Annotated in this window: 10 protein-coding genes, 2 tRNA genes and 1 riboswitch; of the genes, 4 read left to right on the top strand and 8 right to left on the bottom strand. The window is 28.5% G+C overall.

From position 1 onward, the window contains the following. Positions 1-146: 146 nt before the first annotated feature. Positions 147-860: an HD-GYP domain-containing protein gene (locus ACZ41D_RS01590; RefSeq protein WP_464152177.1), complete on the bottom strand. Its 714-nt coding sequence runs from the start codon at positions 858-860 to the stop codon at positions 147-149. 80 nt (positions 861-940) lie between these two features. Beyond that, positions 941-1,025, bottom strand: a riboswitch (cyclic di-GMP riboswitch). A 309-nt stretch (positions 1,026-1,334) separates the two neighbouring features. Between ACZ41D_RS01590 and ACZ41D_RS01585 the strand changes: the two genes are divergently transcribed. Beyond that, positions 1,335-2,642: a S8 family peptidase gene (locus ACZ41D_RS01585; RefSeq protein WP_464152176.1), complete on the top strand. Its 1,308-nt coding sequence runs from the start codon at positions 1,335-1,337 to the stop codon at positions 2,640-2,642. Between the two features lie 135 nt (positions 2,643-2,777). Further along, positions 2,778-3,953, top strand: a complete 1,176-nt coding sequence (locus ACZ41D_RS01580) for an ISL3 family transposase (protein WP_464152175.1) — start codon at positions 2,778-2,780, stop codon at positions 3,951-3,953. A 224-nt stretch (positions 3,954-4,177) separates the two neighbouring features. On the opposite strand, the gene ACZ41D_RS01575 is transcribed toward ACZ41D_RS01580, so the two are convergent. Beyond that, positions 4,178-5,605, bottom strand: coding sequence for a peptidoglycan DD-metalloendopeptidase family protein (locus ACZ41D_RS01575; RefSeq protein WP_464152174.1), 1,428 nt, complete (start codon positions 5,603-5,605; stop codon positions 4,178-4,180). A gap of 484 nt (positions 5,606-6,089) precedes the next feature. After that, positions 6,090-7,571 carry an ISLre2 family transposase gene (locus tag ACZ41D_RS01570; RefSeq protein WP_464150702.1) on the bottom strand — a complete coding sequence of 494 codons (1,482 nt, stop codon included), beginning with the start codon at positions 7,569-7,571 and terminating at the stop codon, positions 6,090-6,092. A gap of 329 nt (positions 7,572-7,900) precedes the next feature. Between ACZ41D_RS01570 and ACZ41D_RS01565 the strand changes: the two genes are divergently transcribed. Together ACZ41D_RS01565 and ACZ41D_RS01560 are read left to right on the top strand one after the other, a co-directional pair. Continuing rightward, positions 7,901-8,968, top strand: coding sequence for a DnaD domain protein (locus ACZ41D_RS01565; protein ID WP_464152173.1), 1,068 nt, complete (start codon positions 7,901-7,903; stop codon positions 8,966-8,968). Between the two features lie 23 nt (positions 8,969-8,991). Then, a complete protein-coding gene (locus ACZ41D_RS01560) occupies positions 8,992-9,987 on the top strand; it encodes an ATP-binding protein (protein WP_464152172.1) in 996 nt (331 codons plus the stop codon). Between the two features lie 103 nt (positions 9,988-10,090). On the opposite strand, the gene ACZ41D_RS01555 is transcribed toward ACZ41D_RS01560, so the two are convergent. The 5 genes from ACZ41D_RS01555 to ACZ41D_RS01535 form a co-directional block, all read right to left on the bottom strand. Continuing rightward, a tRNA-Asp gene (locus ACZ41D_RS01555) sits at positions 10,091-10,167 on the bottom strand. A 5-nt stretch (positions 10,168-10,172) separates the two neighbouring features. After that, positions 10,173-10,248: transfer RNA gene (locus ACZ41D_RS01550), tRNA-Lys, on the bottom strand. A gap of 100 nt (positions 10,249-10,348) precedes the next feature. Then, the gene (locus ACZ41D_RS01545; protein WP_464152171.1) at positions 10,349-11,560 is read right to left on the bottom strand and encodes an HD-GYP domain-containing protein; all 1,212 of its coding nucleotides are present in this window, start codon (positions 11,558-11,560) and stop codon (positions 10,349-10,351) included. Continuing rightward, positions 11,557-12,153: a GNAT family N-acetyltransferase gene (locus ACZ41D_RS01540; protein WP_464152170.1), complete on the bottom strand. Its 597-nt coding sequence runs from the start codon at positions 12,151-12,153 to the stop codon at positions 11,557-11,559. The genes ACZ41D_RS01545 and ACZ41D_RS01540 overlap by 4 nt, the downstream gene beginning before the upstream one ends. A gap of 98 nt (positions 12,154-12,251) precedes the next feature. Next, complete coding sequence (locus tag ACZ41D_RS01535) at positions 12,252-13,457, bottom strand: FprA family A-type flavoprotein (protein ID WP_464152169.1); 1,206 nt, start codon at positions 13,455-13,457, stop codon at positions 12,252-12,254. Positions 13,458-13,473 lie beyond the last annotated feature (16 nt).

Genomic DNA, 13,473 nt, shown 5'->3' with positions numbered 1-13,473 from the left:
TAATGTTTAAAGAAATTACATAGTAGATATCTATTCTTTTTATATCATATTACCATAAAACTATATAATTTTAAATTGATTATTAAAAATAAGTAAGAGATTACTGGTATACCAATAATCTCTTATTTGTTAGCTTATATTATTTTTTATAAAATACTATATATTTGTTCAATTGAACTATTAATTATTTTATAAATATTATCAACTTTTTTATTACATAAAGATATCATTGCAGCAACAACAGCTGGATGAAATTGAGTATTATTATTCTTTCTTATATCAATTAAAGCTTCATTTATGTCTATTGCTTTTTTATATGTTCTATTTGTTGTCATAGCGTCAAAAGCATCAGCAATTTGAATAATAGCAACTTCAATAGGAAGTTTTCTACAAATCACATTTTTAGGATATCCATTTAAATCAAATCTTTTATGGTGAAATTTAACACATTGTATCATAATTTCTGAAAAGCCTAAGCATTCTAGCAGGTCAGCTCCAAAAACAGGATGATTGGTTATAATATCAAATTCTCGATTATTTAATTTATCAGGCTTAGTCAATATGTTGCCACTTATGCCAACTTTACCTATGTCATGAAGAAGTCCAGCAAACCTTACTTCTTCACATTTATCATGTGGAAATTCAAGTTCTTTTGATATCATCCATGCATAGTCAGATACCCTAAATAAATGAGAATATGTATAAATATCTTTTAAGTTTATTGTAATTAATAAAGATTTTATAGTTTCTCTAGCAATATCATTTAATTTTTTATAATATTCATAATTCTGAAGCTTTGACTCCACATATTTTTCTGCGTATTGAAACATAATTTTAGTCCCTTTCTTTAGTATTTTCATCTATTTATAAAAAAAATATACACCTTTTCAGGTGCCTTTTTTATTATATATAATACACAATAAATTAATATATAACATAAATAGGCAACCTGGCAGTCATAGAGCTTGCTCCTTAGACCCATGGCTTTGCGACCCTACCTTTCGATAGGTGTGCCTTTTTCTATTATTTTTAACTTAAATAAAAAATGTGAACTAATTATAAAATATATACACAATTTATATTATATATTTTTCAACAGAATTTTTCAATATATTTTAATTATTTCTTTATATCGATATTTTTCGACATATGCACCTTAATATATCATATTAATTTAGAAAAGAAATTATGCAATATATAAGTAAATAAATTCAACACTTTAATTACCAGACCTTAAGTCTTAAATCGCCTCAAGTTTTAAATTTTATTCAAGTTTTAGATTAGTAACCATATACTACTTATCTGCATAGATTGAATCATAGGAAGGTGATTTTATGAAAAAAGATAAAGAGATGAAAATATGTCCAGTATTAAGTGCAAAACTTCACACTCAATCTAAAGAAGAAATTCCTGTAATTATAAGAAGTAAAGATAACGATAACGATAAGCTCAATAACTTGGTATTTAATATGGCAGGTAAAATTAAATACAACCTTCCTTTAGTAAGTGGAATAGCTTGTAGTATGCCTATAGAAGCGATAGATAAACTGGCTCAAGATCCAAGTATTGAGTATATCAGCTTTGATTCAAAAGTTTTTGCATTATTAGATGTCGCTACTTCTTCAATTAAAACTAGTGTACCACATGAATTAGGTTATACAGGTAAAGGAATAACCGTTGCAGTTATAGATACAGGAATAATTCCTCATAGCGATTTGGTCAAACCTAAAAATAGAATAATAGGTTTTAAAGATTTTATAAATGATAGAACTAAACCATATGATGATAATGGGCATGGAACTCATGTGGCTGGAATTATAGGATCTAATGGATATGCATCAAGAGGAAAGTACGCAGGTGTTGCACCTGAAGTTAATATTTTAGCTGTTAAAGCCTTGGATGAAACTGGAAGTGGTAACACTTCAGACATAGTTTCTGCAATACAATGGGTCATTGAAACTAAAAATGATTATAATACAAAAGTACTAAATCTATCTTTAGGAAGTCCTGCAACTAATTCATGTAAATCTGACCCTCTTTGTAAGGCTGTCGAAGCAGCAGTTAGATCAGGAATTACCGTTGTAGTTGCTGCAGGAAATAGTGGTCCTTCACAAATGTCTATATTATCGCCTGGAAATAGTAAAAATGTTATAACAGTTGGGGCTGTTGACGATAACAAAACTCCTGAACTTGATGATGATTTTATTGCTCCATTCTCTAGTAGAGGGCCGACAAAAGAAGGTATTAAAAAACCAGATATTGTTGCTCCAGGTGTTGACATAATGTCTTTATCAAACAAAAGCTTAGATAGTTATTTAGCTCTAAGCGGTACTTCAATGGCTACTCCATTAGTATCAGGTGCAGTAGCATTACTTTATAGCAAAAATAATAACTTAACTCCATCACAGGTTAAATATATGATTATGAATTCATGTGTTGACTTAAAAGATAAATATGAAAATCAAGGAATGGGAATTTTAAACTTAGAAAAACTATTTAAATCGTCTAATGAAAAAATTCCTTCAAACCCTCCAATTGATAATAGCCCACCAATTAGTAAGTCTCCAAATAAAAGCACATTATTTGGAAGCGATTTTGTAGTTTTAATTATAGTTTTGATATTACTCACTAGAAAGTTTTAATGGTTCTATAATAAATGTTGGGGTAGAGAAAGATGTGCCCTAACATTTATTTTCCCAAAATATAATGCACTTGCGAAATAAACCTGCTAAAATGTTAATTGGAAAAAACAACATACAAAGGAGGTTTATTCACAAGTGCAATCTAATTTTATCACACAATTATTAAATTTAGAAGGGGTTAAAATAACTAAAATATCACATGGTGATTCTTTTGTTAAAATCCATATTACAACCGATCCAAAAGAACATACTTGTCCTGCTTGTGGTGCTAAAACTTCTAAAATTCACGATTATAGAGAACAAACAATTAAGGATTTGCCTTTTCAGTTTAAGCACACCTACCTTGTGCTTCGTAAAAGAAGATATGTTTGCTCTTGTGGAAAGAGATTTTATGAGTCTTATGACTTTCTGCCTCGCTATCACCGCATGACTAACCGGTTGGCATTTTTTATTTGTCAAGAGCTTACTAAGTTAACTAGCCTAACTTCTGTAGCTAAAGTTGCCAATGTTTCTGTTTCTACTGTTATTCGTATTTTTAATTATGTTAATTATGATGTTCCTACATTACCTAAGGTTCTTTGTATTGATGAATTTAAAGGTAATGCAGAGACTGGAAAATATCAATGTATTCTTGTTGATGGGGAAAAAAATAAGGTTTTAGATATTATTCCTAATAGGTATCAAAGTGCCCTTGTAAGCTATTTTAGGCGATTTTCTCGTAAGGAAAGAAATAAGGTAAAGTTCTTCGTCTGTGACATGTGGCAGCCTTACGTTGACTTAGCCAAAGTGTTTTTCCCTAAAGCTAAAATTATTATTGATAAATACCACTTTATTAGGCATGTAACTTGGGCTATTGAAAATGTGAGAAAGCGTATTCAGAAATCTATGTCTACCACCCTTAGAAAATATTATAAGCGAAGCAGAAAATTAATTCTAACTCGTTACTATAAGCTTAAGAATGAGAATAAAGAAGCTGTTGATTTAATGCTTTTATATAATGATGACTTACGTATTGCCCATAAGCTTAAAGAGTGGTTTTATGAAATCTGTCAAAGCAATAAATATTCTTATCAATGTACAGAATTTGCTCAATGGATTGAAAATGCAGAAAACTCTGGAATACCAGAGTTTGAAAAATGTGCAGCTACATATAGAAGATGGTATAAAGAGATTAAAAATGCTTTTAAATATGGTTATACTAATAGTCCAACTGAAGGTTTTAATAATAAGATTAAGGTATTGAAACGAATATCTTTTGGGCTTAAAAACTTTCATAGGTTCCGTAATAGGATTCTTCACTGTACTAGATAAATATCTAAAAAGTAAATACCTATATGAAACCTACATTTTAGCTAGGTTTATTTAAGTGCACCCAAAAATACGTATAGCTTTATCCTCCTCAACCAAATGCAAAAATTAGAGCTAAAAATAGTAATGGAGTGTGATTTAAAAAAATCCCACCCCAAATATTGACAAAGAGCCGTTTTAATTTTAACTGTAGGTAAAAAAAAGACTTAGGTTAACCTAAGTCTTTTTTACCTATATTGTTTTCCTAAATAATTATACGGATTTTGAGGAACGTCATATTTTCTAACTTCAAAATGTAAATGTGGGCCTGTGCTATTCCCTGTATTCCCTACGGCAGCAATAATCTTGCCTTTATATACCTTTTCACCTTTTTTTACATATATCTTACTACAGTGACCATATCTAGTTTTAAATCCTCCGCCATGGTCAATTTCTACCATGTAACCATATGTACCCATCCAACCTGCATATGTAACAACTCCACCGTCAGCAGCATAAATAGCTGTACCTATTCTAGCACCTAAATCAATGCCATTGTGCATTCTCCCCCATCTCATTCCAAACCCAGATGTTAAGGTTCCCCTAGTAGGTAAACTAATAAAAGTTCCCGTACCTATTTTAGGAGGTGGTGTCTTTGTACCTTGAAGAACAATTTGAGTAACAGGTTGCGAAAGTATAACCTCATTTATTATTTCCCTACTTACCTCTATACCGTTATATTTCTCTATCTTAGCTGTTACCTCTTTTTTCCCAAATTTTCCACTTTGCTTTATCTTCCATTCATCATTATATAGAGAATCGGTTTTTTCTATTTTGACATCATATTTTATGTCCTCTATTATCTTCTTTTCTTCATAAGTAGCAACAGTCAAATATGGTTTAGGAACAATTAGGCTTAATTCATCACCTGGATATATCTTTTCAGGATTTTTACCTGGATTAGCTTTTTCTAAATCTTCAACAGATAAATTATATTTATGAGCTATACTCCAGTAACTTTCTCCCTTTTCAACCTTATGTATTTTCACTTCATCTGTACCTTTTTGAATAAAAGCTAACGCCTTATCAAAATCTTGTACACTGGATAAAGGAACTTCTTTTTTTACTATATTCACATCTTCAACAATTCTAACATCTTCAATCTTGCTACCTTCTTCTTGCATCATATTTATGTATGGTTCTTTAACTTTTTCTATTATTTCTTCAGCTTCTTCTTTAGTTTTTAATATCGCTATGTCTTTTCCATTTGCGTTTAATGCATATGCTAAAACATTAAAAGTTAAATTTGACGTTATAGCATCCTCAACTTTGCTATAAGTTATTAAATTTTCTTTATCAGCATGCACATCTTTAAATTCAAGATTTTCTTTTATAACCACTTCTAGTCCATATTTTTCACTTAATTTTTCCTCAATATCTTTTAATATATCAACTACTTTGTCTTTATTACGAACACATCCAATCTCTTGCCCACCAAAGTAAACCATGTAAGCCCTAGTATTTACTTCATGATTATGGTATAAGGAAAAAGAAAGAATTGTCACTGCCAACACAAAAGCTGATATCACAACTGATTTTAAATATTTACTAGTTTTAAATTTAAACTTCAACTTCTTATGTAAATAACGAACTTTATTTAAAAATGAGCTGTACATAAAATAAGCTCCTTCCTATTGTTCTAAGCAAATACTGTACCGTTTTAGTAGCATATGATATTTGTAACATGTTTGTAATATAATACGTTTAAATTATATCACATTTTTGGAAATTTACAATAGAAAATTCCATATAGATACTGTCAAGTAAAAGTTGGCAAAATTATTATTTTTAAATTTAATCATCCAATTTTGCTGTTTTAATTATGTTTTTATGCCCGATAGGGCAAGAGTATTCTATTTATACTTTCTACAATTTTAAAAATAAATTTACATATACTTTACAATGATTTCAAAATTGTTATTCTATAATACTAGACTTATGATTATAGAATAACAATAAGTCTGAGAGCCCTATTTTTAGGTCTAATTCTATTTATTCATCAGTATTAATGCTCTATTATGTTGTATTTTTTTAGGCTTATATTAGAGCATAGGTATCGTATGTTAGCTTATTCTTTTAAGTTATATAATATATTAGATATTAAAAACTTAGGTTCATTTGACTTGCACATTTGCAACCTAACATGTCCTTTATGGCTTTTCTTCCGTTAGTTACTGAACATTGACTAAATGGCATGCTTGCTCTTTTGTGTTTGTATATCTTGCTTTTCTTTGGCTTTTTATTTACTTCTGCTGCTGTTAATCCTACTTTTTCTATTATTTCTTCAAGCTTTTCTTCTTTTATTTCTTTGTTCAGTAGTGATTTTATTGTTGTTGCTAATTCTTTGCTTGCTTTTTCTGCTAGTATCTTGGCTAAGTTACTGGCTCCTTGTATTGACCAACTTGTTTTATTCCCTTTCATCCTTTGTGCTAATATATCACATATGCTATGTTCCATTGTTCCTAGATTTCTATATTTAATTCCTTCTGGTGGTTGCGGCATATTTATGTCTGGGCGAAGTTTGTAGAGCACTATCCCTTCTTTGTTGTTTACTAGGTAATTATATAGTGCCTGTAATTTCTTCATTTTCTTTTGATTATCATTGTTTTCTATCATTAGTTTTGTTATCATTTCTAATCCTTCTTCTATGTTACCATTGCTTAGTTTCTTTATTATTTCTTTTGCCTTTTTCTTATCTTCTATGTTCTTAAGTACTGCTTGATTTCTATGAAATGGATCTAATTGAAAGTGTGAATTGTCTTCTTTTATAACTTCTTTTATCCAGTTTGCTCCATCTCCATTTACTATTTTTGTTTCTATTTCGTCAGTATTATATTGTTTCGCTATTTTGGCTTGTCTTAGTTTTCTAAATTCTTTACTACTTCCAAAGCTTGCATATGCTTTTTTGTTCTTTAGTACATATCTATCTTTTTTCTCATGCTTCTTCTCCCAGCCTTCATAAAAAATTCCTAATTTTAGTTCTTTTTTCTCTTTTCCCTTAGTCTTTTTATCTTTACCTTGGATATTTATCCACACTCCATCCATTTCTTCAAACAATATTTTTGTTTCTTTTTTGCCTTGTAATTTTTCTTCGTTGTTTAATTTTATTTCGTGTTTTTCTTTTTGTTTTAGTTGTTCTCCTAAGTTTTGTATTATGTTCCAAGCTGCTGAATGACTTATACTTTGGTTTGTCATTTCTGTTATTTTATTTGCTGTTTTTCTATATGATTCATCTGTTGCTAGATCTACTATTTTTTCTACTAGATTTGTAGATATATGTCCTATGGTTTCCATTTTTAAGTATTCATCTAAAAGGCATTTGTAACCTCTTTTACCCTCTTGTGTAGTATATTGATATATTCTACGTTTATATTCAATTTCGCCCATTATTGTTTTTATGGTAGTTTTCTTTAATCCTTTATTTCTATATTCTTCTTTATCTCTTTCTTTCATTAATTTATTATCTAATTTTTCTAATAGCTCTACGAGCATTTCACATGCCTGTCGGCATACAAGCTTATATATAATTTTCTCTAAGTTCTTGAAATTAATTTCTTTTTCATCTAAACTTATATTATACATGTAATCATCCCTTTTATAGTTTTCTTATTAATTACTATTATATTGGATGATTCATATATGTTAAAGGTGCTTTCGGGCATCTTTTTCATTTTTGTTGTTTTTGCCTACTAAAATTATACTCTAAGTTCCATATAGCCTGTCTTTTATATTTTATTTTATATAACAGCATTTTATTCCTATATGTGGTAATAATACTAACTGTATCAATTTAAAACTTATAAAACTTAATAAATTGCTTTACTATACAATTTTTCAATCAAAACTCTATCTGAATATTGCTTTTCTTTATGATATAATAATATTAAAACTCTTTAACGGAAGGTGAGTTTATGACATTTTCGCTCCAAACAACAGATATTGACTTAGGGGACACCCCAATAGAAAATATATTTTTAAATGATTACATGCCTATAGCAGATGGCACTTATGTTAAAGTGTATCTTTTAGGCTATAAATATGCAAATGATAAAGATCATAACATAAAAGTAAATAATGAAACTATATCAAAACACTTAAATATACCTTTATCAGACGTACTAAAGGCTTGGGATTTTTGGGAAGAAAAGGGAATAATCAAAAAACATATCAAAGATAATAAAGATAAATATGATTATGAAGTTGAATTTTTAAATCTTAAGCAACTTTATATTAATAATAATTATAGACCTATCTCGTCTAAAGCTACAGCATCAGAAAATAAATCTTATTCTGCCTCTGTAAAAGACTTGATTGAAGCGAATAAAATACCAAGCATACAAGAAATGTTTAATTCTATTAGTTATATTATACGACGTCCTTTGGCACCAAATGAAAAAAGGAAAATTTTAAATTGGATTTATAACTATAATATGAATCCTGATATTATTGTAAAAGCGTATTTTTATGCAGTAGAAAAAAAAGGGAAAAAAAACGTGAATTATGTAGAAGGTATCATTAGGAATTGGTATGATATGAATATTACAAACGTAGACGCATTAAATGAACACTTTAAATCTAATGACGAAAAATTTTATAGATATGAAAGAATCATGAAAGCATTAGGATTTAACTTCCGTCTGCCTACAGAATATGAAATAAAAACTATGGATAAATGGTTTGATAATTGGAAATTTACAATAGATGTAGTCTTGAAAGCTTGTGAAAATACAAAAAAAACATCAAACCCAAACTTTAATTACATAGATAAAATATTAAACTCATGGTTTGAAAAAGGAATTAAAAGTGTTGAAGATATTAAAGAATATGATAGTACAAAGTCTACACGTTCCCAAAACAATTTTCTCACAAGTAATAAAAATATGACTGTTAAAACTAAATTTCATAATTTTGAACAAAGAACCCAAAAATACACTGAGGAAGATTTAGAGCATATTGCTAAAAGGAAAAGAAATATATAGTTTCCTTTTTAAGGAGGATATATATGAAAAATGATTATTTGCATGAAATATTAAGAGAATATGAAAAAAAAAGAGATAAGGCTATTTTTGAACAAAAAAAAAGGCAGAAAGAAGTTTATGAAAAAATTCCTAAAATAAAAGAAATAGACAATCAAATATCTAAAATAGGCTTTCTCATATCAAAGGCTATTTTAGAAAATCCAGATTCTTATGAAGAATATGTAAATAAAATTAAAGAAAAGTTAGAGTTATTAAAGAGAGAAAAAGCCATTTTACTTACAGAAAACAATATCCCACTCGAATACTTAGATATAAATTACAGTTGCAATATGTGTAAAGACACAGGTTTTCTTGAAACCGGAGAAAAGTGTAACTGTTTAAAACAAGCATTAATAAACAAATATTATAAGATGTCAAATATTGAAAACATGTTAAAAAAAGAAAATTTTCAAACCTTTGATATATCCATATTTTCTCCTGAACCTTATGGAGAAGATAACATTTCACCAAGAGAAAATATGATGGAAATATTAAATATATGTGAAGGTTTTGTCTTTAACTTTGATGAAGACAATGAAGAAAACCTTCTTTTTTATGGATCTACTGGATTAGGTAAAACATTCATGTGTAATTGTATAGCTAAAGCTTTATTAGACAAAAATAAAATAGTAATATATCAAACTGCTTTTAAAATATTAGAAATTATAGAGGGGTATAAATTTAGAAGAAATCAGGAATCAGAAATTTATAGTGATGACTATAATCTACTGTTTGATTCAGATTTATTAATAATAGACGATTTAGGCACAGAATTAACCAACACTTTTACAAATACTGAAATATTTAATATAGTAAATTCAAGACTTATAGAAGGGAAAAAAACTATAATATCAACTAATCTTTCTTTAAAAGAAATAGCAAATACATATACAGATAGGATATTTTCTAGGATATTTAGTAAATTTACCCTTTTAAAATTTTTTGGACCTGATTTAAGATGGGAATCTTATAAATCATAAGAAATATATGATATAAAAAAGCCGATGTTTAAACATCGGCTTTTTTATAAGAATGCTTTAAATTACCTGATCAATACATTATACATTAAATATAAAAAAAATATGGCGACCTGGATGGGACTCGAACCCACGACCTCCAGCGTGACAGGCTGGCATTCTAACCATCTGAACTACCAGGCCAAAAATGGTGACCCATCGGCGATTCGAACGCCGGACACCCTGATTAAAAGTCAGGTGCTCTGCCTACTGAGCTAATGGGTCACATAACAATTAATTTAAATATTAATTTCAATGTTTTGCTTAAGCTGACTCTTAATATGATACATCAAAGTTTTTATTTTGTCAATAAAAAATTTATAAATTATTTTTGTCCAGCAACTTCATCTATCACCTTTATAATACTTTTAGATAGATAACCGTTTTTTCCCATGTCATTTAATATCATCATTGCTTTTTGATGGCTCATGCCATCTCTGTATGGTCTATTCTCAGTTAAAGCTTGATATATATCTGCTACAGCAATTATTTGGTCTTCTTTAGTTAATTGATTAAAATCTAATCTCTCAGGATATCCATTTCCATTTAATTTCTCATGATGATTACCTGCCCATTCTGCAATTTCTTCTATTCCCTTTACCTGCTTTAATATAAGTTTAGTATAATATGGATGTGATTTTATAATTTTAAATTCGCTATTTGATAGCTTCCCTGGTTTTTCCAATATATAATTTGGAACAACTAATTTCCCTAAGTCATGCAAATTTGCTGCAATCTCTAATTTCTCAACTGATAAATCATCATATCCAATATAGTTAGCCATATTTCTTGTCAATTTAGCTATACCTTTTGAATGGTCATGTGTAAATTTACTTTTACTATCAATTATCATAGAAAAAGCTTTTGCAATCTTTTTTAATTGGGAAATATCTATTATTGTCTTTTCTGCCGGACTTATAAAAGATAAAATTTGACTTAAGTCATGGTACCTTAAATCAAACCAAAACTTTTCTCTTTCCATTAAACACAATAATATATCTGCAATTTCTGGATTGAAGTAAGTATTTTTAGAGTTTTCAACCCATTTTACCATTTTTTCATCACTATTAATATCCTTGTACATCCCTGAAAAAATTAAATCAAAGTAATCTGCAATATGAATAATTTGAGAAGTTAATGGAATATCATTTCCGCTTATTCCAAAAACACCGCTGCCGTTCCATTCTTCGTGATGTAACAAAATATATTTGCAAATATCTTTATTTAGTGGTAAATTCTTTACTATTTCAAACCCAAGTTTACAATGATCTCTTTTTAATTTTTTCCCATAATGTATATCCTCTATGCTATAACTAGCCATTTGACCAGCCATACCTATATCATGTATAAGAGAAGCATAATATGTGTCTTTAATTTTAACGTTAGAAAGCCCCATTTCTTTTGCAATATTAATAGAAATATAAGCTACTCTTCTAGAATGTTCATAATACCTATTTTCTGCTATATCTAAAGCAAGAGATAAAGATGTCAAAAGTTCTCCTAAATCTATCCTAAGTAAATCATTAGCTTCTTTCATACCACTTCAACATACTCCTTAAAGGTAATTTTCATTTTGTAAACGGAAGCATATATCTTCCCATTTATAATATAAAAATAATCCACAGCGTCCTTAATCTCTTCATTATTAAAAATATCTATTTCTTGATCCTCAAGTTTTTTCTTATACTCTTTTACTTTAACAAAACCACATTTTTCATAACATCTTATAGCCCTTTTATTGTATTTCAAAACATCTAAATACATTGTTTTCATTTTTAAATCATTAAAATAATATTTTAATATAGTCTTTATAGCATCAGTTCCATATCCCATATCCGTATAATTTGGATCAAATACAATACCTAGCCAACTACTCTTAGTTATAATTTTAATATTTTTAATTGTAAGGTATCCTACTACTTTATTATCTTCATTAATAACAACAAAACATTTTCTCTTTTTACTTGATACCCTACTTTTAAACCATTGCTCAATTTCTTCATCTGTAAGTTGGGGGAAATTATAATATTTAAAAAGTGGATTTTTGTGTTTACCCCAATTGAGCATACTATATACGTCATTTAATAAAAGAGGCCTAATTTTAACCTTTTCACCCTCTAATATTTTCATCGTATATACCTCCAATGCTCACTAGCAAAAATGTTACCTAATAAAAATCTAACTAGCTAATACATACCTATACTAGTTAGATTTTTATTAGCATAAAACTATTTTTTAGCTAATAATTTTTCTCCAAATTCCTTTCCAAATTCAAAACACTTCTCATAAGCTTGTTCGTATGGAACAAATGCTACTTTTAAACCTTCTTGTTCAACTTTAAGTTTTAAATTTTTTAAATGTTGTTGTATCATATTAACAGCTTCACCACTCCAGCCGTATGAACCAAAAGCACCTGCTAATTTACCTCTGTTTGTTACAGGATTTATTACTGCAAACAATTTATATATTGGAAGAAGTACATTTTGATTAATAGTAGGGCATCCTATTAACAATGCAGTACTTTCTTCTACCTTTTCCTCTAGTAGAGATAAATCTTTCATCTCTATATCCATTACTTCAACATCTATATCTCCTACAGACTTTATACCTTCTGCTATTTTATTAGCAAGTTTGCCAGTGTTTCCATAAGCAGAAACATAAGGTATAAATACTTTATTTTTCTTTAATCTTTGGCTAGCATTATTTGAAAGTTCTTCAGACCAATCAACGTATTTTTTCCAATTACTTCTCAAAATAGGCCCATGGCCAGGACATATTACATTTATATCTAAATCTCTAATTTTTTTAATTGCATCTAACATATATTTACTATAAGGTTTTAATATGACATCAAAATAGTATTTAAAAGCATCATCAAAATCATCTACTAAATCATCAAACATTCTTTCATCACAAAAATGACATCCAAATGAATCACAAGTAAATAACATCTTATCTTCTTCTAGATAAGTATATATACTGTCTGGCCAATGTAAGAATGGTGCAGATATAAATCGTAATGTCTTGTTCCCTAAGTCAAGTGTATCTCCATCTTTTACTATCATATATTTAAAATCAAAATCAATCATATGTTTTAAAAACCCTATAGCAGATTTGCTCCCAACTACAGTAGCGTTAGGTGCTATCTTTAATAAATGTCTCAAATTACTTGAATGATCAGGTTCAGTATGGTCAAGTACTATATACTCTATTTCTTCAGGGTTTACAACACTCTTTACTTTATCTAAATATTCATCTTTAAATTTTTCTTTGCTAGTTTCTATTATAGTTTTTTTATCAGCATCAATGAAATAAGAATTATAAGTTGTACCATACTTTGTTTCCATAACCACATCAAAAGTTACAAGACCAGGATCAAGTATACCAATCCATTTAACATCATCATTTATACTAATTATTTTATTATCATTCATTAAATGACCTCCTTAA

The sequence above is a fragment of the Brassicibacter thermophilus genome (assembly GCF_055378355.1).
Note: the sequence above shows the minus strand (reverse complement) of the source record. Positions and strands in the feature narration are given on the sequence as shown.

Coding starts and splice junctions, on each gene's coding strand:
- ACZ41D_RS01575 (WP_464152174.1), bottom strand. CDS start 5,605: ATGTACAGCTCATTTTTAAATAAAGTTCGTTATTTACATAAGAAGTTG.
- ACZ41D_RS01545 (WP_464152171.1), bottom strand. CDS start 11,560: ATGAAAGAAGCTAATGATTTACTTAGGATAGATTTAGGAGAACTTTTG.
- ACZ41D_RS01570 (WP_464150702.1), bottom strand. CDS start 7,571: ATGTATAATATAAGTTTAGATGAAAAAGAAATTAATTTCAAGAACTTA.
- ACZ41D_RS01535 (WP_464152169.1), bottom strand. CDS start 13,457: ATGAATGATAATAAAATAATTAGTATAAATGATGATGTTAAATGGATT.
- ACZ41D_RS01560 (WP_464152172.1), top strand. CDS start 8,992: ATGAAAAATGATTATTTGCATGAAATATTAAGAGAATATGAAAAAAAA.
- ACZ41D_RS01590 (WP_464152177.1), bottom strand. CDS start 860: ATGAAAATACTAAAGAAAGGGACTAAAATTATGTTTCAATACGCAGAA.
- ACZ41D_RS01540 (WP_464152170.1), bottom strand. CDS start 12,153: ATGAAAATATTAGAGGGTGAAAAGGTTAAAATTAGGCCTCTTTTATTA.
- ACZ41D_RS01585 (WP_464152176.1), top strand. CDS start 1,335: ATGAAAAAAGATAAAGAGATGAAAATATGTCCAGTATTAAGTGCAAAA.
- ACZ41D_RS01565 (WP_464152173.1), top strand. CDS start 7,901: ATGACATTTTCGCTCCAAACAACAGATATTGACTTAGGGGACACCCCA.